The 22,556-nt window shown below is 34.5% G+C and carries 22 protein-coding genes; all 22 read right to left on the reverse strand.

Features of this window, described 5'->3' with window-relative positions; genetic code table 11:
- Positions 1 to 14 precede the first annotated feature (14 nt).
- The 22 genes from M2326_RS03985 to M2326_RS04090 all read right to left on the reverse strand — a co-directional run bounded on the left by M2326_RS03985 (position 15) and on the right by M2326_RS04090 (position 22,512).
- The gene (locus tag M2326_RS03985; RefSeq protein WP_264618256.1) at positions 15 to 389 is read right to left on the reverse strand and encodes a diacylglycerol kinase family protein; all 375 of its coding nucleotides are present in this window, start codon (positions 387 to 389) and stop codon (positions 15 to 17) included.
- A 10-nt stretch (positions 390 to 399) separates the two neighbouring features.
- A complete protein-coding gene (gene tpx / locus M2326_RS03990; RefSeq protein ID WP_264618257.1) occupies positions 400 to 897 on the reverse strand; it encodes a thiol peroxidase in 498 nt (165 codons plus the stop codon).
- A gap of 120 nt (positions 898 to 1,017) precedes the next feature.
- Positions 1,018 to 1,275, reverse strand: a complete 258-nt coding sequence (locus tag M2326_RS03995; protein ID WP_264618258.1) for a DUF6952 family protein — start codon at positions 1,273 to 1,275, stop codon at positions 1,018 to 1,020.
- Positions 1,276 to 1,422: 147 nt separating this feature from the next.
- Positions 1,423 to 1,731, reverse strand: a complete 309-nt coding sequence (locus M2326_RS04000; protein WP_264618259.1) for a thioredoxin family protein — start codon at positions 1,729 to 1,731, stop codon at positions 1,423 to 1,425.
- 190 nt (positions 1,732 to 1,921) lie between these two features.
- Positions 1,922 to 2,560 carry a peroxiredoxin gene (locus M2326_RS04005; protein ID WP_264618260.1) on the reverse strand — a complete coding sequence of 213 codons (639 nt, stop codon included), beginning with the start codon at positions 2,558 to 2,560 and terminating at the stop codon, positions 1,922 to 1,924.
- Between the two features lie 357 nt (positions 2,561 to 2,917).
- Positions 2,918 to 4,381 (reverse strand): Na+/H+ antiporter NhaC, encoded by a 1,464-nt coding sequence (nhaC, locus tag M2326_RS04010; RefSeq protein ID WP_264618261.1) that lies wholly within the window; start codon positions 4,379 to 4,381, stop codon positions 2,918 to 2,920.
- Between the two features lie 22 nt (positions 4,382 to 4,403).
- Positions 4,404 to 6,002: a glycoside hydrolase family 3 protein gene (locus M2326_RS04015; protein WP_264618262.1), complete on the reverse strand. Its 1,599-nt coding sequence runs from the start codon at positions 6,000 to 6,002 to the stop codon at positions 4,404 to 4,406.
- 28 nt (positions 6,003 to 6,030) lie between these two features.
- Entirely contained in the window at positions 6,031 to 7,305 is a 1,275-nt protein-coding gene (locus M2326_RS04020; RefSeq protein ID WP_264618263.1) for an MFS transporter, read from the reverse strand.
- The gene (locus M2326_RS04025; protein WP_264618264.1) at positions 7,295 to 8,872 is read right to left on the reverse strand and encodes a glycoside hydrolase family 10-like protein; all 1,578 of its coding nucleotides are present in this window, start codon (positions 8,870 to 8,872) and stop codon (positions 7,295 to 7,297) included. The genes M2326_RS04020 and M2326_RS04025 overlap by 11 nt, the downstream gene beginning before the upstream one ends.
- Before the next feature lie 374 nt (positions 8,873 to 9,246).
- Complete coding sequence (locus M2326_RS04030) at positions 9,247 to 9,777, reverse strand: hypothetical protein (RefSeq protein ID WP_264618265.1); 531 nt, start codon at positions 9,775 to 9,777, stop codon at positions 9,247 to 9,249.
- 174 nt (positions 9,778 to 9,951) lie between these two features.
- Positions 9,952 to 12,276, reverse strand: coding sequence for a type IA DNA topoisomerase (locus tag M2326_RS04035; protein ID WP_264618266.1), 2,325 nt, complete (start codon positions 12,274 to 12,276; stop codon positions 9,952 to 9,954).
- A 439-nt stretch (positions 12,277 to 12,715) separates the two neighbouring features.
- Positions 12,716 to 13,378: a hypothetical protein gene (locus M2326_RS04040; RefSeq protein WP_264618267.1), complete on the reverse strand. Its 663-nt coding sequence runs from the start codon at positions 13,376 to 13,378 to the stop codon at positions 12,716 to 12,718.
- 578 nt (positions 13,379 to 13,956) lie between these two features.
- The gene (gene trpA, locus M2326_RS04045) at positions 13,957 to 14,718 is read right to left on the reverse strand and encodes a tryptophan synthase subunit alpha (protein WP_264618268.1); all 762 of its coding nucleotides are present in this window, start codon (positions 14,716 to 14,718) and stop codon (positions 13,957 to 13,959) included.
- A gap of 40 nt (positions 14,719 to 14,758) precedes the next feature.
- Positions 14,759 to 15,079: a gamma-glutamylcyclotransferase family protein gene (locus M2326_RS04050; protein WP_264618269.1), complete on the reverse strand. Its 321-nt coding sequence runs from the start codon at positions 15,077 to 15,079 to the stop codon at positions 14,759 to 14,761.
- A 135-nt stretch (positions 15,080 to 15,214) separates the two neighbouring features.
- The gene (gene trpB, locus M2326_RS04055) at positions 15,215 to 16,399 is read right to left on the reverse strand and encodes a tryptophan synthase subunit beta (protein ID WP_264618270.1); all 1,185 of its coding nucleotides are present in this window, start codon (positions 16,397 to 16,399) and stop codon (positions 15,215 to 15,217) included.
- Between the two features lie 38 nt (positions 16,400 to 16,437).
- The gene (locus M2326_RS04060) at positions 16,438 to 17,055 is read right to left on the reverse strand and encodes a phosphoribosylanthranilate isomerase (RefSeq protein ID WP_463671342.1); all 618 of its coding nucleotides are present in this window, start codon (positions 17,053 to 17,055) and stop codon (positions 16,438 to 16,440) included.
- 87 nt (positions 17,056 to 17,142) lie between these two features.
- Positions 17,143 to 17,934 (reverse strand): indole-3-glycerol phosphate synthase TrpC, encoded by a 792-nt coding sequence (gene trpC / locus M2326_RS04065; RefSeq protein ID WP_264618272.1) that lies wholly within the window; start codon positions 17,932 to 17,934, stop codon positions 17,143 to 17,145.
- A gap of 76 nt (positions 17,935 to 18,010) precedes the next feature.
- On the reverse strand, positions 18,011 to 19,246 hold the full coding sequence (locus M2326_RS04070; RefSeq protein WP_264618273.1) for a cation:proton antiporter: 1,236 nt from the start codon (positions 19,244 to 19,246) through the stop codon (positions 18,011 to 18,013).
- A 42-nt stretch (positions 19,247 to 19,288) separates the two neighbouring features.
- Positions 19,289 to 19,969, reverse strand: a complete 681-nt coding sequence (locus tag M2326_RS04075; protein ID WP_264618274.1) for a hypothetical protein — start codon at positions 19,967 to 19,969, stop codon at positions 19,289 to 19,291.
- A 10-nt stretch (positions 19,970 to 19,979) separates the two neighbouring features.
- Complete coding sequence (gene trpD, locus M2326_RS04080) at positions 19,980 to 20,972, reverse strand: anthranilate phosphoribosyltransferase (RefSeq protein ID WP_264618275.1); 993 nt, start codon at positions 20,970 to 20,972, stop codon at positions 19,980 to 19,982.
- Positions 20,973 to 21,046: 74 nt separating this feature from the next.
- On the reverse strand, positions 21,047 to 21,784 hold the full coding sequence (locus M2326_RS04085; RefSeq protein ID WP_264618276.1) for a c-type cytochrome: 738 nt from the start codon (positions 21,782 to 21,784) through the stop codon (positions 21,047 to 21,049).
- Positions 21,785 to 21,945: 161 nt separating this feature from the next.
- Positions 21,946 to 22,512 carry an anthranilate synthase component II gene (locus M2326_RS04090; protein WP_264618277.1) on the reverse strand — a complete coding sequence of 189 codons (567 nt, stop codon included), beginning with the start codon at positions 22,510 to 22,512 and terminating at the stop codon, positions 21,946 to 21,948.
- Positions 22,513 to 22,556: the final 44 nt, after the last annotated feature.

The following is a 22,556-nucleotide window of genomic DNA, read 5'->3' on the forward strand; positions in this document are numbered from 1 at the left end:
GATTTTACGATTGTCTATAAAAATAGGGGCAGATATATAATTAAACCAATAATTATTGCAGTACAGGCTGCAAAAAAAACAGAGCCTGCAGCAATGTCTTTGATGAAACCTATTCGTTCATGATAATCGGGATGAATGAAGTCGGCAATTTTTTCGATTGCAGTATTTAGGCCTTCAATACTAAGTACTAATCCGATTGCTAAAGTTTGAAAAAGCCATTCGGTAGCAGTAATGCCAAAATAAAAACCTGCAACAGTTAATAAAATACCAGTAGAAAATTGAACCATTACACTATGTTCGGTAGTGATTAATTTGATAGCTCCCTTCACAGCATAAGTAACACTTTTTAATCTTCCTGTTACGAAGGTATTGTCTTTTTGAAACTCCATTAAAATCAGATTAAAGTACTGCTAAAGCAGCTTCGTAATTAGGTTCATCAACGATATCTCCTACTTGTTCTGTGTAAAGGATAGTTCCATCTACATCTACAACAATAAGTACTCTTGATAGTAAACCAGCTAAGGGGCCATCTACGATTTTTAATCCGTTTGTAGTACCAAAACTTCCATCAACGAAATCAGATAAGTTAACTACATCTGTTAATCCTTCAGCACCACAAAAACGTTGTTGTGCAAATGGTAAATCTCTAGAGATGCATAATACAGTAGTATTATTTAATCCAGCAGCTTTTTCGTTAAATTTTCTAACAGAGGCAGCGCAAGTACCTGTATCTACGCTTGGAAAAATATTTAAAACTAATTTTTTACCAGCAAAATTACTCAAAGAGGCAACCGAAAGGTCATTTTGAACTAATTTGAAATCTGCTAATTTTGAACCCACTTTTGGTAATTCACCGTTCGTGTTTATTGCATTCCCTTTTAATGTAATTGAAGCCATAATTTTTATTTTTATTGAGCTTCAAAAGTATGAAAATTATTTAAGATTTAGGTTTTAAAACAAAAAAAACGCACCTAAAAATAGTATGCGTTTCTTTGTAAAAGCCATTGTAGGGATTGATTATTTATCTATAGATCCCATTACGCGCTTCATGAATGTATTCAAAGCTTCTTTTTGGTCTGTTCCGCTTTGGATTAATTTTTGCACTTCTAAGGCGCCATACATATTGGAAATCAATTCTCCAATTACGTCTAATTCTTCATCTTTTAGCGAACTAATTTCAGTCATAGCTTCTAGGACTTCAATGGTTTCGATGATGTAGTCTTGATCGTTTTGTTCAATAAATTGAGTAAGATGTTTTATAACTGGTAGTTTCATTGTCGATTTAGGATTAGGGAATTTTAATTTGGGATTAACGATTTGAGAGTAATGATTATTGAATTTAGATTGAAAACGGAATGGTTAATCTAAATTTTTTGATTTTAAATTAAAATCATCATTCGTTAATCTGCAATCAATAATAATTTAAATAATCTCGTTTACCAATTCAATCAAAACTTCTTGTTTATTGGTTTGTGTTTCGTTTACCAATTTTCCATTTACAAAAGTGGCGAAAGTAGGCAAGTTGCTTACATTGGCTAGTTTTCTCGATTCTGGAAAGTTTTCTGCATCAACAATTGCAAACGTGATGGCTTCATTTTCGTTTGCTAGTTTTTTGAATTTTGGCTTCATAATACGGCAGTTACCACACCATGATGCAGAAAATTGTACTACAACTTTATTATTTTCAGCCACTAAGTTGGCTAATGTATCTTCGTTTAATTCTATTAACATATTTTTTGAGTTGCTAAGTAACTAAGTATCTGAGTTGCTAAGATTCTTTTAAATTCTTTCGAATTATTATGACTTAGCAACTTAGATTCTTTTTACTTAATTAGTATAAATTGTAATGTGGAAGGGTAGATTTAAGTTTAAAATCATAGTGACTTTGGAACTTAGAATCTTAGTATCTTCAAAATTGAAATTAGTTTGCGCTCAAGTATGCAGCTGTACTGTTTCTATCAGCAGACATTGCTTCTTTACCAGCTTCCCAGTTTGCAGGACAAACTTCACCTTTTTCTTGTATGTGTGTGTAGGCATCAATCATACGGATGTACTCGTTTACGTTACGACCTAATGGCATATCGTTTACACTTTCGTGGAAAATTTTTCCAGTTTCATCAATTAAATATGTTGCTCTGTATGTTACGTTTGAACCTTCAATCATTAATGAATCTGTTTCCTCGCTGTACTCAGTAGATTCGATGTCTAAGATATCTAATATTGTAGATAAATTACGGTTTGTATCTGCTAAGATTGGGTAAGTAACCCCTTCGATTCCACCGTTATTTTTTGCTGTATTCAACCATGCAAAATGAACTTCGTTAGTATCACATGAGGCACCGATAACGATAGTATTTCTTTTTTCAAATTCAGGTAATGCAGCTTGAAAAGCGTGTAATTCTGTTGGGCAAACAAAAGTAAAATCTTTTGGATACCAGAACAAAATTACTTTTTTATTGTTTTTGGTAGCTTCTTCAAAAATGTTGATTTTTAAGTTATCACCCATTTCTGAGATAGCATCAACTGCAATACTTGGAAATTTTTTTCCTACTAAAGACATAATATTTATTTTTTAATTGTTTTTCTGATACAAAAGTAGTGGATATTACTACTTGTTTGTAATCAATTGCAATTATAAAAATTTATATATTGATAGTATTTGATTATACTGCGTTACGATTGACGTTTTAAGTTGCTATTATATAGTAGGTTGTAGTAATAGCTGTTGCAGTTAAGCAACCTTAAGTTTGTAATTTAATATTAATTTAATATTAATAAAGGCCACGCGTGAGGGGGAGGAATAAGCTACCGAAGTAGCATGGATCACCCGACAGCAGCACCAAAAAAGGGCTACTATGCGGTTGCAATAGGAGCCCTTTTTTTGGGGGTGGTGGCACGCCAAAATGGTTACAATCACTTATTCAATTGATGGTTTCGGTTCTAGTAACATTTTTATTTTGATTTGGAACGCTGCAAATATCAAGGTGGTAAAAGGACTTAGTATATTAAAAATGGCGTATGGAAGGTAGTCTACAGTTGCTACTCCTAGCGTACTCGAATGGTAGGCTCCGCAGGTATTCCATGGAATTAATACTGAGGTTACGGTTCCAGCATCTTCTAGGGTACGGCTTAGATTTTCTGGTGCTAGACCTTTTTCTTTGTAGGCTTTTGCAAACATCTTTCCGGGTACAACGATTGATAGATATTGATCTGATGCGGTGATATTGATGGCCAAACAACTACCAACTGTAGAAGCGAAAAGGCCAAAGGTGGTGTGAGCCATCTTTAATAAAGATTGACTGATACGAGCTAAAGCTCCGATAGCATCCATAATTCCACCAAAAACCATTGCGCAAAGGATTAACCAAACGGTACCCAGCATTTTTTGCATACCACCAGAGGTGAATAAATCGGCCAATGTTTTATTCTCTGTTGGGATTACGACATCACGAGTAATCGCATTCATAATTCCTTTGTATCCAGATTCAAATGTCATCTCTTGTACACCTGCAATTTGATTGATGATGTGAGGTTGGAAGATAATAGCAAAAAGGGCAGCTAGTAACGTCCCTGCTAATAGGGCAATTAAAGGTTCTGTTTTTTTAATAATCAATCCAATTACTATAATGGGTACTGCAAATAACCAAAGGGAGACGTTGAAGGTACCCTCGATATCATGTAGAAGGGAGTCTATATTGACATCTCCTTTACTCTCTACTGAAAGTCCCATGATGATGAAAATGATTAGGGTAACGGTGTAGGTAGGTATTGTGGTCAAGACCATGTAGCGTATGTGTGTAAATAAATCGGTTCCAGCCATGGCGGGAGCAAGGTTGGTGGTGTCTGACATGGGGGATAATTTGTCTCCAAAATAAGCGCCAGAAATGACAGCTCCTGCAACCATTCCAAGGTCAAAGCCAAGTGCACCTCCTACACCAATAAGTGCAATACCTACGGTTGCACTGGTGGTCCAAGAACTACCAGTAGCGATAGATATGATGGAACAGATAATTAATGTGGCAGGTAAGAAGATTGCAGGACTTAAAATTTGAAGTCCATAATAAATCATGGTCGGTATGATACCACTCACCAGCCAAGTTCCAGCTAGCGCACCTACCATTAATAGAATTAAAATAGCTCCAACGGTAGATTTTATATTGTTTGCAACTTCTTCCATCATTTTTTCGTAGGTCACTTTGTTGATAAATCCAACAATAGCTGCAACGGCACCACCTATTAATAAGATAAATTGGTTACTACCGCTAAGGGCTTCGTCTCCAAAAACATAAACATTATAGCCTAGTAAAATTACGATAGCAAGCACGGGAATTAATGCTTCTCCTATTGATAACTCTTTGTTTCTATGTATTTTTGTTTGCATATATTTTGTATTGGTAATGGTACTAAATGCCTTTAATGGTGACAGGTAAGCTTCCTTTATTTTTTGTGTTATTGATTAATGATTGTGCTGCTACTTCTTGAAATTCATCAAAATCTTGGTAGGCTTGAACGATTCCTTCTGCTAATGGTAAGTTTGGAATAACCTGTAAAGCATATGGATTACCAAAGAGATACAAGATACATTTTTTTGTTTCGAACAGGTTTTTTAATGTTTCTAATACTGTTTCTTCGAGTTCGAATTTTTGCATTGGTTTGGCTTTTGGGACAAACAAAGCAATAATAATAGTGTCTAAAGTACTAATTTTTTTTATAAAATCACTATTCTCAATAGCCGCTCCATTCTCTAGTGAAAAAGATTGTGCGGGAAGTGTACAGGTAATTATTGTTGAAAAAACGTTTTCAATGGATTTGTAAATGCTTAAAACGGCTAGTTTTTCATTACTAGATGCCTCCAGAATTAATTGATAGTTGTTGTTATCTTTTATTGTTGTAATGCAGCTTTGTGCAATTTTCTTATTTAATTGAGAGGCTGTTTCGAAATCAAGTGATCTTTCGGTTATGATTTTTGTATCCAATAGCCCTACTTTTTTCTTGCAAGCCATGATGCGATTGTAACTAGCGTTAATGCGTTCTGATGAAGCTTTTTTCGTGATGGCTTGAATACCTTCGAGTACATTTTCGGCAAAACAAAGTACATCGTTTCCTGCATTAAAGGCTTCCCATTCCAATTCCCCTTTGGTAGCATACAATTTAGAAACACTGTGCATGTTTAAGGCATCGGAAATGACTAATCCTTTGTATTGTAGTTGGTTTCGTAAAAGATCTTCAATTATTGGTTTCGAAAGTGTGGCAGAGGTACTTTTACCCTCATTTAAAGCAGGAACTGCTAGATGACCAATCATGATTGAATCGACATTATTTTTTATTCCTTCGATAAATGGATAGAGTTCATTGTCTAATAATTCTATCAAATTTTGTTCAAGAATAGGTAATCCCAAATGCGAATCTACGCTAGTGTTACCATGACCTGGGAAATGCTTTAAGCATCCTAGTACGCCTATTTCATTTAGGCCTTTTAAATATTCGAGGGCAAACCGAGCTACTTTTTCTTTGTTTTCGCCAAATGAACGGTATCCAATTACTGGATTATTTGGGTTGTTATTGATGTCGGCCAAAGGAGCCAAATTATAATGGATACCAGCTGATTTTAAATCTAGTCCAATTTGTTTTCCTACCTCATACGCCAAATGTGCTTGTGTTTCGGGTAATGCCCCTAAGGTAATTGCGTAAGGATATTGTGGTGTTTTTTCGACACGCATGGCCAAACCCCATTCAGCATCAATACTCATCAAAAGAGGAGTAGAAGCACTTTTTTGGTACCGAATAATTAAGGCTTTTAGACGTTCGTAACTATTGTCATTGTACACAATAGGTTTTTTACTCTCATAATTGGTAGCTGCACTTGCTCGAGAGTGAAAAAAAGTAAGTCCACCTATATGTAGTTCCCGAATTAATTTTTCTGTTGCTTGTATGTTTTCTTCAGTATCGTTGATGAATACTGCAGGGAAAAAGAATTGTCCTGTTTTTTGTTCTAATGTCATAATCAAAGCTGAATATTGTATTTAAACTCTAACTCTTTTCCTGCGTCTTCTTACCGAAATCCTTTGGGTAAATCAAGAATCTCGACAAAATTAAACCAGGAATTGTGGCTAAGAATACCCAGATAAAAAAGTTTCCGTACCCCAAATATTCCTGAATAAATCCGCTTAACATTCCAGGTAACATCATTCCTAGAGCCATGAAACCAGTTGCTAATGCATAATGTGATGTTTTTGATTCGCCATCGGCAACGTAAATTAAGTACATCATAAATGCAGCGAAGCCAAAACCATAACCAAATTGCTCGGCAATTACTGTAGCATAAATATAATAAATTGAAGCGGGGTGGAAGTGCGCCAACAAAATAAACCCAATAATTGGTAAGTGCATAGCCAAAATCATAGGTAGCATCCATTTACCAAGACCATCTTTGGAAATAGCGATTCCGCCTAGAATACCACCGATGGTTAATGATAATACACCAAATGTTCCGTATATAATTCCCACGTCTTGAGTTGTTAACCCCAGTCCACCTACAGTAATATCGTCAATCAAGAATGGTGTTAGCATTTTTAGTAACTGCGATTCTCCCAAGCGAAAAAGCAAGATAAAAGCCAACACGAGACTTATTTGTTTCTTTTTGAAAAAGGACGCGAAAACTACTATAAAACTTTTGTTTGATGCAGTATTGATTGTTTCTCTTGATTGTGAAATTTCAGTTTTTGGTGTTGCAAAAAAGTTGTAAACTGTTAAAATAGTCATGATTAACCCGACGATAATCATGGTGTAGGACCATGCCTTTTGTTTGTCACCGTATTCCTGTTCTAGATAGCCACCAATAATTACGATCAATCCGTTTCCGGTTAACATCGAAAGTCGGTAAAAAGTACTTCTAATCCCAAGGAAGAAGGACTGTTCATCCTTCTCTAAGGCAATCATGTAAAATCCATCACTAGCTACATCATTGGAAGCAGATGCAAAAGCTGCCATCCAAAAGAAGGCTAAGCTAATAATAAAAAAATTGCTCATTGGTATGGTGAAACCTACTATAATAAAGGCGATCGAAATCAAGAATTGCATGGATAAAAACCATTTTCTCTTAGTTGAATACAAATCAATAAATGGACTCCATAGTGGTTTTATTACCCATGGTAAGTATAATAAACTAGTGTATATACCTATGTCTTCATTACTGATTCCCAGATTTTTATACATGATTACCGAAACTGAAATAATAATAGCATAAGGTAGGCCCGATGCAAAATTAAGAACAGGTATCCAATACCAAGGTTTATTATTCTTCATCTGGTGTGATTTGATTGAGTATCATTTTTAAGTTTTTAGTAGTCGAAAGGATTGTTGCTGAACTTTCATTTCCATAATAATCTATGTAAGTTATGGCACAGCTGTTGTGTTTATCCAAATATATTTTTGGTAAACTAATACTTATCGAACCTTTTCGCTCTGTTATTGCTATTTTGTCAATAATATTTGCAGGATCTGATACATCAATTTTAGTGCAGTTTTTGGCTCCGTAAACTACTACATACCTCATTTTATCATATTCAGGAAATTTCAAAATCACATCTGCAATTAGGCTGTCTGTGGTAATATCCCAAACTTCAGGAACGTCCTCAACTTTATACCTAAACCCTGGTACTACATTTGGCAAAGCAGGGTACTTATATTGATTTTGGGATAATATGTCTGTTACCTGTTTATTGTTGTTTAAAAACCATTTAGCACTAAAAAAACCATTACCTTGAATGTTTTTATAGCTTCTATTCAAGTTAATTTGATTCGGAATCTCATATGGATTAGTCCATTTTTTATCTGAATCGGTGTTAATTTTGTATGAGCTATTTCCAATGTAAACAGCTGCATTTCCATTCGAGTTTTCAGACCACCATTTCAATAATTTGGAATACGAAGCTGTTTTATGTTCGATACTCCAATACAGTTGTGGCAAAATATAATCTACCCATTTGTATTCCATCCAAGCCATTGGATCTGCAAATAAATCATCATAGTTAGTTTGCCCAGATTGCGTATCTGACCCTTTTGGATCTACCGATTTATTACGCCACACTCCAAATGGACTAATTCCGAATTGTACCCATGGTTTTATTTTTTTAATTGCGTAGCTGGTACATTTAACATAGTTATTGGTGTTTAAACGTCTCCAGTCGGCTAATGATAGTCCATTTCCATATTTTTTGTATGCTGCTGAATCGTTAAAATCAAGTCCAGAAATTTTGTATGGATAAAAGTAATCATCAAAATGAACAGCATCAATATCGTAGTTTTTTACGACCTCTTCAATCACAGACACTAGTTGATTTTGTACTTCTGGTAGCCCTGGGTTGTAATAATATTTTTCTCCGTACTTAATCATCCATTCGGGATGTTTGATCATATCATGATTCGGACTCAATGTTTCTTTTTTTAAGTCAAATGTTGCTCTAAAAGGGTTAAACCAAGCATGAAATTCAAACCCTCTTTTATGTGCTTGTTCAATCATCCATTCCAATGGATCGTAGTATGGGTCTGGTGCTTTTCCTTCTTTTCCAGTCAAATAGCGAGACCAAGGAGCAAATTTAGAGGGATAAAAAGCATCTCCTACACTACGAACTTGAACGATAACTACGTTGTAGTTTAGTTTTTTATATGCGTTAAGAATTTCAATATAATCTGATTTTTGCTTCGATACTGCATCTGTGCTAGTTTTTGGCCAATCTATGTTAACTACAGTTGCAATCCATACTGCTCTAAATTCATTTTTAGGGTGCATGGGATTTTGTTGTGCGTAAGTCGTTGAAAATAGGGCTGTAAAAAAGAAAAAAAGTACAGCTATTGAAACATTCTGGTTCATTTTTTGGTTGTTTTTTATCAAAATCAAAAATAGTTTTTTTAGAGTAGTTTATGAGTTTAAATCGAAATATTATTCTCTAAATAAATACATACAATTTCTTTGCCAAAAGAAGGAGTTTGAAACTGATTTTTAGGACTATTTATTTTATTCGTTTCCTGCTAACTGTCTAAGTATTTTTACTATCCACATAGATTTATTATTCATAGGTAAAGAGTTTTTTTTCTATGCTTTTGGAAATGCTTTGTCTTTGTAAGATAGCTATTGATTATAGGTTAAATAATATCCTGTGCTGTCTGGGTGACATGATGATTTTAATAAATTAATGGAAACCGTTGTTTCAATATTGTTTGAGAATGATTAGCTGGAAAAAATTCTTAAAAGTCATTTTTCCAATCCATTGTTTGTATAGATGAAACCTTGTTGGCAGCATTCATCGTTACTCGGAGTTCTTTGTTGGCTACTTTTTTCGAATACAATGCTTTATAGCGATATACAGATATTTTAGTTTTTGGATTTTTCAAAACCTCTACCAATTCGATGTCATTAAAAGTTCCATAAAACTTACGGTAGCGATTGCATATAGAAGATAATTTTTCAATGGTAATGTTGTTAATTACCGAAGTAGTCGCTTCACTAGTAGTATAAGGTTTGAATTTTGATGTATTACAAGTCATCAAGATTCGCTTTCCTAATTCATAAGCTTTCCTTTTTTGAGATGAATTAACTGCTGCAGGATATAGTTTTACAAATTCTACCTTATCTTTTTCGTCCTCTACAAGTGTATCTTGTGCAACCTCTTCGGTTTCATTTATTGTTTTGTCAATAGGGATTTGGGTAGTAACTACTTTTTTTGATTTACAGGATATAAATAAAGTCAAACAAAGTAGTATAATTAATCTTTTCATGCTAAATTTTTTTAATCTGGTTAGTATTTTGATTACTAAAAAGTTGTAATTGTCTTTTTTTAAGGATAAAAACGAGATTGATTGTGTTTTAGCAAAATTAAGGAACCAAAATGAAAAACACAAAGAAGATCGATCTAAATACTTTTTGATTTTTGTGCATTTTATGGGTTGATATTATAAATTATCTTTCAAAATTTGATATACAAGTTCTTTACTTGGTTTCTGATCTTTTAATTTTTCTCTAATGACATCAAATAGTACTTTAAAATTACAACCTAGTTTATAGTTGCTACAACCATAAGCAGTTTTACCTTTTAAAACGATTCCTTTTTGACATTTAGGACAAGGTAAGTCAGGCGAACTCGTTTTCTTCTCTGTTGTGGGAGTAGGAGTTGCTCCTTTTTTTGGTTCTAATTTGAGAATATAATTTTCATCCAAACGCAGTAAGCCTTCGACAGTTCCAGACTCTGTTTTAAAATCTTTTAGGTTTACGGTAGACCCTTTTTGTAACAATCGTAAATATTGATTTTCAGAAATTTTCTTTTCTGCGAAAGTAAAAGGGAGAACAAATTTGCAACCAGTACTGTAATTAGCACAACCATAAGCCAATTTACCTTTAATTAAAGTATTTTTTTTGCATTTGGGGCATACTTCTGCCGTGATGCCAGCCGTTTTCTTTTTCTCAACAACTGCTTTCACTTTTTCAACCTGTCCAGCATGTGAAATATTGGCACGTATGGTCTCGCTTCGCACCTCATAGACCAAGGCATCGACCATTTGTTTCATGTTTTTAATAAATGCTGCGGCAGAGAAAGTTCCTTTTTCTATATCTTTTAATTGCTTTTCCCAAGAGCCCGTTAATTCCGCTGATTTGATTAAATCATTCTGAATCGTATCAATCAATTGGATTCCAGTTGGAGTAGGTAGCACCTGTTTTTTATTTCGAACAATATATTGACGTTTAAAAAGTGTTTCAATAATATTCGCTCTTGTGGACGGCCTTCCAATTCCGTTTTCTTTCATTAATTCGCGTAAATCCTCATCATCGACTTGTTTTCCAGCCGTTTCCATAGCGCGAAGTAATGTTGCTTCTGTAAATTGATTGGGTGGTTTTGTTTCTTTTTCTAAAAAAGAAGGTTGATGCGGTCCTTTTTCGCCTATAACGAAATCAGGTAATAAATCTGCTTCTTTTTCTTTAGTTTTGGTGGGCGTAGCCGAAGTCTCAAATACAACACGAAATCCTTTTTTTAGTATTACTTTACCCGTAGTTTTAAAGTGTACATCAGCTGCTTTTCCTATAACGGTTGTGTTGGCTACCAAACAATCATCATAAAAAACAGCAATAAAACGCTTAGTAATAATATCATACACCAATTGCTGGTTGTGTTGCAAATTGGATTGTATTCCAGTTGGAATTATAGCGTGGTGATCTGTAACTTTTTTATCATTAAAAACCTTAGCCGATTTTTTGATTTTCTTACCCAACAGAGGTTGGGTTAACGCAGCATAATTAGTCAGTTTTTGTAAAATCCCAGGTACTTTTGGGTAAATATCATTTGGTAAAAACGTGGTGTCTACTCTGGGGTAGGTGACTACCTTTTGTTCGTATAAGGTCTGTGTAATCTTTAAGGTTTCCTCAGCCGAAAACCCAAATTTGGTATTGCAATATACTTGTAAACCAGTTAAATCAAACAATTTTGGTGCAAATTCGTTTCCATTCTTTTTTTCAATAGAAACAATTTCGAACTCACTTTCTTTGACTCTGTTGGACAAGAGTTCTCCATCTTCTTTTTTTAAAAAGCGACCTTCTTCGTAACTGAAAAGGGTTTCTCTATATAAGGTTTGCAATTCCCAATAGGGTTGTGGTTTAAAATTTTCAATTTCTTTCCAACGATCGACTACCATTGCCAATGTGGGAGTTTGTACACGTCCAATGGAAAGTACCTGCTTGTAACCGCCATGTTTTACAGTGTACAATCGAGTAGCATTCATACCCAATAACCAGTCACCAATGGCTCGAGAAAATCCTGCGTAGTATAAATTATCGTAATTAGAAGAAGGTTTTAAATTGTCAAAACCTTCTTTGATCGCTTCGGTTGTCAAGGAAGAAATCCACAAACGTTGCACTTCACCTTTATAATTGGCTTCGTTCAAGACCCAACGCTGAATCAATTCTCCTTCTTGTCCAGCATCCCCGCAGTTGATGACCAAATCGGCTTTGTCAAATAAGCTTTTTATGATGCGAAATTGCTTTTGAATTCCCGAATTCTCCACAACTTTGGTTTCGAATTTATCGGGCAGCATTGGTAGGTTATTCAAATCCCAACTTTTCCAGTATGGTTTGTAATCGTTGGGTTCTTTCAAAGTACAAAGGTGACCAAAAGTATAGGTTACCGCATAGCCATTACCTTCAAAATATCCATCATGTTTGGTATTGGCTCCTAAAACGGACGCAATTTCTCGAGCTACACTGGGCTTTTCAGCAATACAAACCTTCATTTATTCCTTCTGTTTTGAGGGTGCAAATTAAGGATTTAGAAATTGGTATCGAAACAGAATTAATAGGTTTTGGATAATGTTTTGAACATACTAATCGGGATACTTTTTAATATACTTGTTAGCCAGATATAATAAGTAGAAATAGGTTTCTATATTTTACTACGTTTAATCAAAAAAGAGATCGTTTATCTTCGATTTATATTGATCTTAAGTAATTTAGTAGTATTAGTTATTACTTAAGTACGGGCATCTGGTTTTTAAATTAGAAATTTTTAGAGTATAACTTCACAGGTGTGATTATATTGGGATGCTTTATTTTATAAATTCGTGTCTAGTCCTAAAAAAACTGGTTGTACGCGAATTGCATTTTTTTAAGTTCGGTTGTCGATAAACTTTGCTAGCACAAGCGGGACGCTTGCGCTAGCGGGGTTAGCTAAAATTATTTAGTTGAGATCGCTTTATTAATATATTTTAAATGCTTCCTTAATTCATTGTAGTTGGAGAAATTTTCAATTCCAAATATATCTTTATCGTTTAACCAGACTGTGGGAACCTCCAAGTTTTTAGATTTGTAAAAGTTTAATAAGTAGGATCCACCATCATACCACATGTTTGCAAGTTTGTCAGAGAAGTTTTTTTCATAATAAATGTATTTTTCATATTCTCTATGTTTTAACTCATTTAGGAGTGGTAAATATATTTTATTATATTCATTTCTGTTGCTTAAAGATTTCTCTTTGTTTTTATAATTTAAACTTCTATGTTTCTTTATTTGGGGTGAATATTCATTTTCAAAAGCGATATATTCTTCAACAGCTTCCTGCCATATTTCTTTTAGGTTTTCATAGTTGGGCGATTCATGCATAATCCATAAGAGATTTTTGTCTTTTTGTGCAGCCAAAGAATATCTACTTTTTCCTACTTTTATGTTTTCAAGATAAAATGCTAACTTTGAATAACTTAGTTGTTTGTCGATACTATCTTTCTTGTTTTCTAATTCCGAAAGATTCATTGTTTTGTATTTAGATGTGATTTTTTTGCTTGAAGAACAACTTGTAAATAAACAAATACTTGATGCAATCATTAAATATTTTAATTTCATAGTTTTAATTTTTACTAACGTCAGTCTGTGAAAAAATCTCCTTTTATTTGACTTAAATATAAATAAATAATTGAAGTATTATACATATAATATGTATGTTTAGATATCCTATATTTCACAGAAATACCTATGACTTCACGGAACATCCAAATACTATTTATTTTAGGACGAGACAATTTTTCGGGCATGGTTCCAAAGTTTCGTATGTTGTCTAATAAGTTGATATATACTGTAATAATTGGAAAGGGGTAGGGAGTTAGGAGACTTATCACAGCAATCCTAATTATCTCTATTAGATAGATGAAGACTTCTAATAACGGAGTTGGTTTTTAATTATTTATTTTCACAACACAAAACAAGTTTTGCGATTTTTATGATAGCATATTTTTGCGATGGTTCAAAAATAAGAAAAATTGTAGTCAAGTTAAGCAATAAGTAATTTTTACCGAATACTTTTCGCATAAAATCGAATATCGATTTTGATACCCTTATAATTCATTTCAAACATAAAAAAAAGCGTTTAATCTCCTTTTAAATCGAGATTAAACGCTTACTAAATTTTATAAAAAAAATAAACTCTATCGAATTGCTTTCACAAAATCTGAGATTTTACCAGTTCCTTCTTCGGTTAAGTGTTTGATGAAGGCGCTTCCAATAATCGCTCCTTTGGCATATTGAGTCGCTTGATTGAAGGTTGCTGCATTGTTAATTCCGAAACCTACAATTTGTTGGTTTTTGAGATTCATGTCGGCAATGCGTTTGAAGTAGTCTTCTTGTGTACTACCAAATCCTGATTGTGATCCTGTGACACTTGCAGAGCTTACCATATAGATAAACCCGGTTGAAACACTATCAATAAAACGGATGCGCTCGTCTCCTGTTTGTGGAGTGATTAGCAATACATTAAACAAACCGTATTTTTCAAAAACAGCTTGATATTCATTTGCGTACACATCTACTGGTAAATCGGGGATAATCAATCCATCTATTCCTATTTCGGCACATTTGGCACAAAAAGCTTCTACACCATATTGCATCATTGGATTGAAATACCCCATGATGATTAACGGAATTGATACTGTTTTACGAATGTCTTTTAATTGATTAAAAAGTACATCGGTGGTCATACCATTTTGTAATGCTTTGGTAGAACTTTCTTGGATGGTTGGTCCATCGGCCAAAGGGTCACTAAAGGGTAAGCCTATTTCGATTAAATCAATACCATTTTTTTCTAAATCTTCTATTATAGAAACGGTATCGGTAAGATGTGGGTACCCAGCTGAAAAGTAGATGGATAGTATTTTTTTATCTTCTTGTAATTTTTGTTGTATTCTGTTCATGGTGTTTTATTTGTCCAATAGGGAGTGGTTGCAATTAGGTTTAGTTGGTTGCGGTAAAAGTCCATGCAATTTGATTGGATTCCAATAACACTTCCATGCGTTTGTAATGTACTCCTTCATAGGTGTCTGCTTGTAGCAATTCATCATCAGTTATTTCGTAAAGTAAACCTACGATAATATCTTGAAGTTTTTCGGTAGAGGTAATGATTGGATAGGATGCCATTCCAAATTCTTCTTCGATTTCGATTTTGGTAACAGTATATCCAATTAAGGAATCGGCATCTCCTTTTAAGGTACGACCGAAAATTGTTTGCTGAACATCAGTTTCTTGTAGTGATCCGTATGCGAATAATTTTGCCATGATGAATTTTTTAATGTAAAATCAAATGTTTTGTGTCTGCGTTAGGGATGGAAGCGGTATCCTTTTTTGGGGCTTTTTTTGCCCCAAAAAAGATATAGCGTACAGCCCGCCCGCTTTTTTTGCGGGAACGCCCAACTATAATTTAAAATAATCGATATAGGTGTCCAAATCTTTGTCACCACGCCCCGAAAGGCAAATGACTACAATGTCTTCGGGTTTGAATTTTTTTTCTTTTAATACTGCCAAGGCATGTGAAGACTCTATTGCAGGAATGATTCCTTCTAGTTGGGATAATTCATATCCTGCCTTCATTGCTTCGTCATCGGTCATGGAGTAGAATTCACCACGTCCTGTGGTTGCCAAATGCGCGTGCATTGGGCCAACTCCGGGGTAGTCTAATCCTGCTGAAATGGAGTAGGGCTCTGTGATTTGTCCGTCTAGTGATTGCATTAATAAAGTTTTGCAACCGTGAATAACACCTACTTTTCCTAGTTTGCTGGTAGCTGCACTGTGACCACTATTTACTCCCTTTCCAGCGGCTTCTACTGCTATAATACCTACTTCTGGTTCATGCAAAAAGTGGTAATATGTACCAGCTGCATTACTCCCGCCACCAATACAAGCGACTACATAATCGGGGTTTTCACGTCCTTCTTTTTCTTTTAGTTGCCATTTGATTTCTTCGGAAACGATGCTTTGAAAACGCGTTACCATGTCTGGGTATGGATGGGGTCCAATTGCCGATCCTATGATGTAATGTGTATCTACTGGATTATTGATCCAGTCGCGAATGGCTTCGTTAGTAGCGTCTTTCAAAGTACGAGAACCTGATAATGCAGGGCGTACTTCGGCCCCCAACATTTTCATACGGGCTACGTTTGGTGCTTGACGTTTGATGTCAATTTCGCCCATATATACAATGCACTTCAAGCCCATTAATGCACATACGGTTGCTGTTGCAACGCCGTGCTGACCTGCTCCTGTTTCTGCAATGATACGGTGTTTACCTAGTTTCTTGGCGACTAGAATTTGACCAATAGTATTGTTGATTTTGTGTGCACCGGTGTGGTTAAGATCTTCTCTTTTGAGGTAAATCTTGGCATTGTATTTTTCGGATAATCGCTTTGCGTGAAACAAAGGAGTAGGGCGTCCTACGTAATCCTTAAGCAATTGGTCAAACTCTGCTTGAAAATCAGGTTCAGCCGTAATTTTAAGGTAGTTTTGACGCAATTCTTCTACGTTTGGATATAACATTTCGGGGATGTAAGCACCACCAAATTCGCCATAATATCCTTTTTCGTCTACATTATATGATGTCATTTTCTTGTTTGTGTTAAGTGACGCGATAAATCGCAACTTTACTTTATTGTTGAGAGATTTTGTAATGCCTCTATGTTTTTTAATCCTGGTTCTATTTCAAATTTACTGTTTACGTCAATGGCGTATAGTGGTAAATTGATTTTCATTATTTCATTTGCAGCTTCTAATTCGTCCAAACCAATTCCTCCACTTAGAAAAAAAGGTTTACTAGAAGGGTAACTTTCGAGTACTTTCCAGTCAAATGTGGTACCGTTTCCGCCAGGAAGCTTTCCTTTGGTATCAAAAAGGAAGTAGTCACATATTGATTCATAAGGTTTTAGTACTTCGAAGTTGAAGTCGTCTAAGATAGAAAAAACTTTAATTACTTCTATCTTGTTTTGTAATTTGCTTTGTAATTCGGTACAAAAATCTACAGATTCTTTTCCGTGCAATTGTATGGCTTGTAAATCATGGAGGGCAACTTTATGTAAAATCCCCTCGATGGTTTCATTTACGAATACACCGGTTTTCTTAATGCTCTGAGGTAATTTTGGAATCACACCATCAAAATAACGTGCTGACCGTTCCCAAAAGATAAATCCCATATAATCGGGTAGGAGCGCAGCTACTTCGAGTATATTGTCAGGGTATTTCATACCGCAGATTTTTATTTTTATTTTCATGGCTTTTAACTGTTGGCTTTTAGCTTTTGACAAACTGCCCTTTGCTAAAAATATTTTTATTATAGTCAGAATAGAAGGCTATTATCCAATAGCCATAAGCTCATCTATAAACTCTGTTGCTGCTTTTCCGGCATCATCGGTTTTCATGAAATTTTCACCAATTAAAAACCCTTTATATCCGTAAGGCTTTAATTCAGTAATAGCTTCAATCGAGCTGATACCACTTTCGGAAACTTTTACGAACTCATTTGGAATCTTATCGGCCAATTGTTTACTGAAATCCAAATTAACCTCAAATGTTTTTAGGTTTCTATTATTAACGCCTATCATGTTTAAAGACGGCATTATTGATTTCTCTAATTCCTCTAGGTTGTGGACTTCTAGTAACACTTCTAATCCAAGGCTTTTAGCAAATTCTGATAAAGCTTTTATTTCGTCACGGGTAAGAACTGCTGCGATAAGTAAAATCAAATCGGCTCCATGTGCTTTGGCTTCAAGAATTTGGTATTCGTCGACAACAAATTCTTTTCGCAATAGCGGAATATTTACGGATGCTCTGGCCAATAATAAATCATCGAGTGACCCACCAAAATACTTTCCATCAGTTAAAACAGAAATTCCGCAAGCACCTGCTTTTTCATATCCTTTTACCACTTCTTCTACCGTAAACCCTTGGTTGATGACTGATTTGGATGGAGAGCGGCGTTTGTGTTCTGCTATAATTCCCGAATTACTGTTCTTTAAATTTTGGCTTAGCGAAATGGTTTCTTTCGAAAAAAATACAGAAGCTTCTAATTGTGAAACCGGAATGATTGATTTTTTGAGAACTACTTCTTTCTTTTTATCGAAAATAATTTTATCTAGAATATTCATTGTTTTTAATTTAAGATTTAAAATAGTTAAAGGTTGATTTATTTATAATCAAACAACCATTACCCAGAACTTTAAACTATTTATTTTTAAGCAAATTTACGAATTTACCAATTGTGAGCCCTTGAATTAAGATAGAAAAACAAACAATAACGTAGGTAATTGTTACCCAGACGTCTTTTCCTAGTTCGGTTGGTATTGACAAAGCTAAAGCAATAGAAATTCCACCTCTTAATCCGCCCCAAGTTAATATCAATACTGTTTTGGGACTAATTTCTTCTTTTAATCGAATAAAAAGGGAAGGGATTAAAACAGATACATAACGGGTTACCAACACAATAAAAATTAGAATCAAACCAATTATTAAAATGGTTTTATCTGTATTGATAACCAGAAGTTCAAGACCAATTAAGACAAATAATAAGGCATTTAAAATTTCGTCTGCCAATTCCCAAAATTTATCTACATACTCTGCAGTGATATCAGACATTCCTAATCTTTTTCCTTGGTTTCCAGTAATAAGACCAGCTATAACCATAGCCAAAGGACCAGAGACATGGGTGTAATGTGCTAAAGAATAACCACCCATTACTATAGCTAGTGTGATTAAAACCTCTACGTTATAGCTATCAATACTGGCAATCAATTTATAACCAATCCAGCCTACAATTCCACCAAGTATGATTCCGCCTATAGCTTCTTGGCCAAAAACAGTTGCGATGCTTAGTATAGAGACATCTGCATTGGGCTTTGCAAGTTGTAGAATGGTAATAAAAACAACTACGGCAACACCATCATTAAAGAGTGACTCTCCTGCAATTTTTGTTTCTAGTGACTTGGTGACTCCTGCTGTTTTCAAAATACTCAAGACCGCAATAGGGTCTGTTGGAGAAATTAAGGCTCCAAAAAGTAAACACTGGATAAGGTTTACCTCTAGATTAAAAGCATTCAACAACCAAAAACTACTGTAACCAACAATAAAGGTACTGATGATTACACTGAGCGTAGAAAAGAGCATAATACTCAATTTTTCAGCTTTTAAATCTTTGAATTTAATATGAATTGCTCCTGCGAAAAGCATAAAACTCAACATCACCTCAAGCAGTAATTCACTGAAATTAATTCCGTTAAGTATTTCGGCTACATTTTCTTTTAAAGACGGAAAGATGAAACTTATGCCAATAATCCCTAGAGAAAATAATAAAGAAACGAGCATTAACCCAATGGCGTTAGGGAGTTTTAAGTACCTAAAATTAATGTATGCAAAACTTGCCGATAAAACGATAAGTAAGGATATAAGCGGGAATAACTCCATTTTTTGACTGTATGTTTAATTGTATTATTATTGTTGTTTTTGTTATTTATGTAGTATAACCAGCATTCTATTACCATTTTTTTGAAATTCATATTCACAAGTATCTATTCTAATACAGAAATCATTATTGAAATGTTTTATAATTTCATACAAAATATCAGGTACTCCTCCGTTCAAATCGAGTATTGGGAATATTCTAATTTCTTTGGATATTCGGAGCATTTCTGAAATTGCTTTTAAATGAAAATCCAAACCAAGTTGTGAATACAGTATTAAAAAATGAGAACTTAAACCTAACTCAAATTCCAAATCCATGTAATTTGTTGGATTTGGTAACTCGTGATTTATATATCGTCGTTGCCTTTTTCCTACTTCAAAATCCTTGATAAAAGTACTCATAGCTTGCATCCGGATTTGCTCTAGTTCTTCTGTGTTTTTTATGGTTGTCCAAATGTAATTATCCTGATTGGCTTTCATTTGTTCCATAACGGCAACTTTGGTTTCTGAGATCCTATCTTCGATACTATTTTTTGTAAATTGATAGAGTGGGTCTAATGATATGATCGTCTTATTAAGTGCATACATCTCCGAATTAAAACTTGCAGGCCCATCACCAAAACTAATAATTTTTTTATCTAAATCAGAATTAGTTAAGTTAAATAGTTGGATGTATTCTGCTAAACTGCGTCCCCAGGGAACTACTTTGTCTAATTCAAAAGCCATAATTTATAATTTAAAGACTCAATTCCTGTAGCTTTTTCAAAGCATTCAATCCTTTTCCAGAAAGCAAACTCTCTTTGGCTTTTTCAAATCCTTCTAGTGGCGTGCAACCTGTAACAGTAGCAATTGCCATGGCTGCATTGGCACAGACAACATTGTTTTGAGCTTCGTTTCCGCTACCAGAAATGATGTCTGTAAACAGTTGCGCAGATTCGTCAATAGTTGTTCCACCTGCAATTTCGGATTGTTTTAGTAAGCTCACCCCGAAATCAGAAGGGTTCAAAATACCTTCTTTGGTATGGGTGATAAATTTGGTTGGGCATGTCAAAGATACTTCATCATACCCATCCAGGGCATGTAGGATAGTGAAGTTTGCATTTGTATTTTGGTATAAATAGCCATACATTCTCGCTAGTTCTAGATTAAAAACACCCACCAATTGATTTTGAGGAAAAGAAGGGTTTACCATTGGCCCCAACATATTAAAGAAAGTTTTTACGGCTAGTTCTTTTCGAATAGGACCTACGTTTTTCATCGCAGGGTGAAAAAGAGGTGCATGTAATATGCAAATTCCAGCTTGGTCAATTGATTTTTTTAAGTAATCTTTATCGCTACTAAATTTTATTCCCAATTTTTCCATCACATTGCTCGAACCAGATATTGACGATACACCATAATTCCCATGTTTTGCCACTTTGACACCGGCACCAGCTGTAACAAAAGAAGCTAAGGTCGAAATATTGAAAGTGTCTTTGCCGTCGCCACCTGTTCCGCATAAATCGATTGTGTTAAAGTCCGATAAATCTACCCGAACGCAAAGTTCTAGTAATGCTTCTCTAAAACCTGCCAACTCATCGATGGTAACGCTTCGCATCATATAAACAGTTAAAAATGCGGCTATTTGACTTGTATTATAACTACCATTAGAGATATTTACCAAAATATTTTTGGCTTCTTCTTTGGATAGTATTTCGTGATTGATTAATCGATTTAATGTATTTTTCATTTTTTTTGATATTTTGCCTTTTAGGCGCTAAGGCACAAAGTTTTATTTTTAGCTCTTTTAAAAGTATTTCTACATTAGTCTGCTTTTTTATATTTAGACATGTATTTTAAATATACTACAATTTCTTTCGCATCATGATTTGTAATTCCTAGGGTGGGCATTTTTACATTATGTCGAAAAGCAGCTGGATTAATGATGTATTCTACTAATTGCTTTTCAATCCAATAGTCGGTCACACTTTTGGGATAATTCAATTCTGGTCCCATAGTTCCACCAATGCCATTTAGGGCGTGACAAGTAATACAGTTTTTTTCAAACAACTCATATCCCGTTACTGCTTTTTTACTGTTTTTTGGGAATAAAGCAACTTTGGTTTTATCTAGTGGTTCCAACATTATTTTTATCAAATTATAAGGCCACTTGTATTGCTGATCTTTTGTTGAAATACTAGGATAAATTAAATAAAAAGGAGCAGCATCCATTTGAATCCCATTTTTCAAAATAGATTCCCAATTTGCTCCTTCGGGTGCCTCTATATCTTGAAATGCGATATAAGGCTTTGCTTTTAGAAATAATTCTAAAGGCATTTCAGGTTTGTAGCCGTCTTTGCATTCAAATACTATTTTGGTATTTTGTATGTCAATTTTTGAAAGATTAGTTTCATTTTGCACTAAATATGCAGCATTAATAGCTTTGTATTTTTTGGTTTTGTGATAAACGGGGTCGTCAACTACAGTGATAATAGTGTCTTTGCCTTGTTTGTTTTGTTCAAATAAAGCGACTAAATCTAGGGTAGCTTCTGTTTGAGACATAATTGTCTCATTTGTTTTTTGTTCCTTTTTTTGTTGACAAGAAAAGAAGCTAAAAACAAATATGATAAGTATAAAAAAACGAATTATTGAAAATTTCATTTTATTATTTTTTTTGCCATTAAGGTATTAAGTTACAAAGTAATAAGGCTAAATACTGATGACTATGAGTTTACCCAATTTTCTAACATTTTTTTTCCGTTGGGTGTTAAAACACTTTCTGGGTGAAATTGTACGCCTCTTACATCATACGTCTTGTGGCGCAAAGACATCACTTGTCCATTTTCATCAAATGATGTAGCCTCTAGAACCTCTGGTAGGGTAGGGTCTACAACCCATGAGTGGTAACGCCCCACTTCAATATCTTTTTCAAGCCCTTTAAATAAAATTTCGTCATCCACTACCGTTTTTATATTCGTAGCTACACCATGATATACTTTATCAAGATTGGATAACGTTCCACCATAAACTTCACCAATGGCTTGTTGACCAAGACACACTCCAAAAATACTTTTGGTAGGACCGTATTTTGCAATTACTGCTTTTAGTAATCCTGCTTCATCTGGAATTCCAGGACCTGGCGATAAGACTATTTTATCAAAATGTGCAATTTCGTCTATATCAAATTCGTCATTACGATAAACGGTAACCTCACAATTCAAATCTTCAAGATAATGCACTAAGTTGTAAGTGAAACTATCGTAATTGTCTATAACTAGTATTTTTTTCATTTTATTGTTTTTTATTTAAGACTTTAGAGTCGGTCTGCTGCGAC

This window comes from Flavobacterium psychraerolatum (genome assembly GCF_025960985.1).
Classification (GTDB): Bacteria; Bacteroidota; Bacteroidia; order Flavobacteriales; family Flavobacteriaceae; genus Flavobacterium.

Coding starts and splice junctions, on each gene's coding strand:
- M2326_RS03985 (WP_264618256.1), bottom strand. CDS start 389: ATGGAGTTTCAAAAAGACAATACCTTCGTAACAGGAAGATTAAAAAGT.
- tpx (WP_264618257.1), bottom strand. CDS start 897: ATGGCTTCAATTACATTAAAAGGGAATGCAATAAACACGAACGGTGAA.
- M2326_RS03995 (WP_264618258.1), bottom strand. CDS start 1,275: ATGAAACTACCAGTTATAAAACATCTTACTCAATTTATTGAACAAAAC.
- M2326_RS04000 (WP_264618259.1), bottom strand. CDS start 1,731: ATGTTAATAGAATTAAACGAAGATACATTAGCCAACTTAGTGGCTGAA.
- M2326_RS04005 (WP_264618260.1), bottom strand. CDS start 2,560: ATGTCTTTAGTAGGAAAAAAATTTCCAAGTATTGCAGTTGATGCTATC.
- nhaC (WP_264618261.1), bottom strand. CDS start 4,381: ATGCAAACAAAAATACATAGAAACAAAGAGTTATCAATAGGAGAAGCA.
- M2326_RS04015 (WP_264618262.1), bottom strand. CDS start 6,002: ATGACATTAGAACAAAAAACAGGACAATTCTTTTTCCCTGCAGTATTC.
- M2326_RS04020 (WP_264618263.1), bottom strand. CDS start 7,305: ATGAAGAATAATAAACCTTGGTATTGGATACCTGTTCTTAATTTTGCA.
- M2326_RS04025 (WP_264618264.1), bottom strand. CDS start 8,872: ATGAACCAGAATGTTTCAATAGCTGTACTTTTTTTCTTTTTTACAGCC.
- M2326_RS04030 (WP_264618265.1), bottom strand. CDS start 9,777: ATGAAAAGATTAATTATACTACTTTGTTTGACTTTATTTATATCCTGT.
- M2326_RS04035 (WP_264618266.1), bottom strand. CDS start 12,276: ATGAAGGTTTGTATTGCTGAAAAGCCCAGTGTAGCTCGAGAAATTGCG.
- M2326_RS04040 (WP_264618267.1), bottom strand. CDS start 13,378: ATGAAATTAAAATATTTAATGATTGCATCAAGTATTTGTTTATTTACA.
- trpA (WP_264618268.1), bottom strand. CDS start 14,718: ATGAACAGAATACAACAAAAATTACAAGAAGATAAAAAAATACTATCC.
- M2326_RS04050 (WP_264618269.1), bottom strand. CDS start 15,079: ATGGCAAAATTATTCGCATACGGATCACTACAAGAAACTGATGTTCAG.
- trpB (WP_264618270.1), bottom strand. CDS start 16,399: ATGACATCATATAATGTAGACGAAAAAGGATATTATGGCGAATTTGGT.
- trpC (WP_264618272.1), bottom strand. CDS start 17,934: ATGAATATTCTAGATAAAATTATTTTCGATAAAAAGAAAGAAGTAGTT.
- M2326_RS04070 (WP_264618273.1), bottom strand. CDS start 19,246: ATGGAGTTATTCCCGCTTATATCCTTACTTATCGTTTTATCGGCAAGT.
- M2326_RS04075 (WP_264618274.1), bottom strand. CDS start 19,969: ATGGCTTTTGAATTAGACAAAGTAGTTCCCTGGGGACGCAGTTTAGCA.
- trpD (WP_264618275.1), bottom strand. CDS start 20,972: ATGAAAAATACATTAAATCGATTAATCAATCACGAAATACTATCCAAA.
- M2326_RS04085 (WP_264618276.1), bottom strand. CDS start 21,784: ATGTCTCAAACAGAAGCTACCCTAGATTTAGTCGCTTTATTTGAACAA.
- M2326_RS04090 (WP_264618277.1), bottom strand. CDS start 22,512: ATGAAAAAAATACTAGTTATAGACAATTACGATAGTTTCACTTACAAC.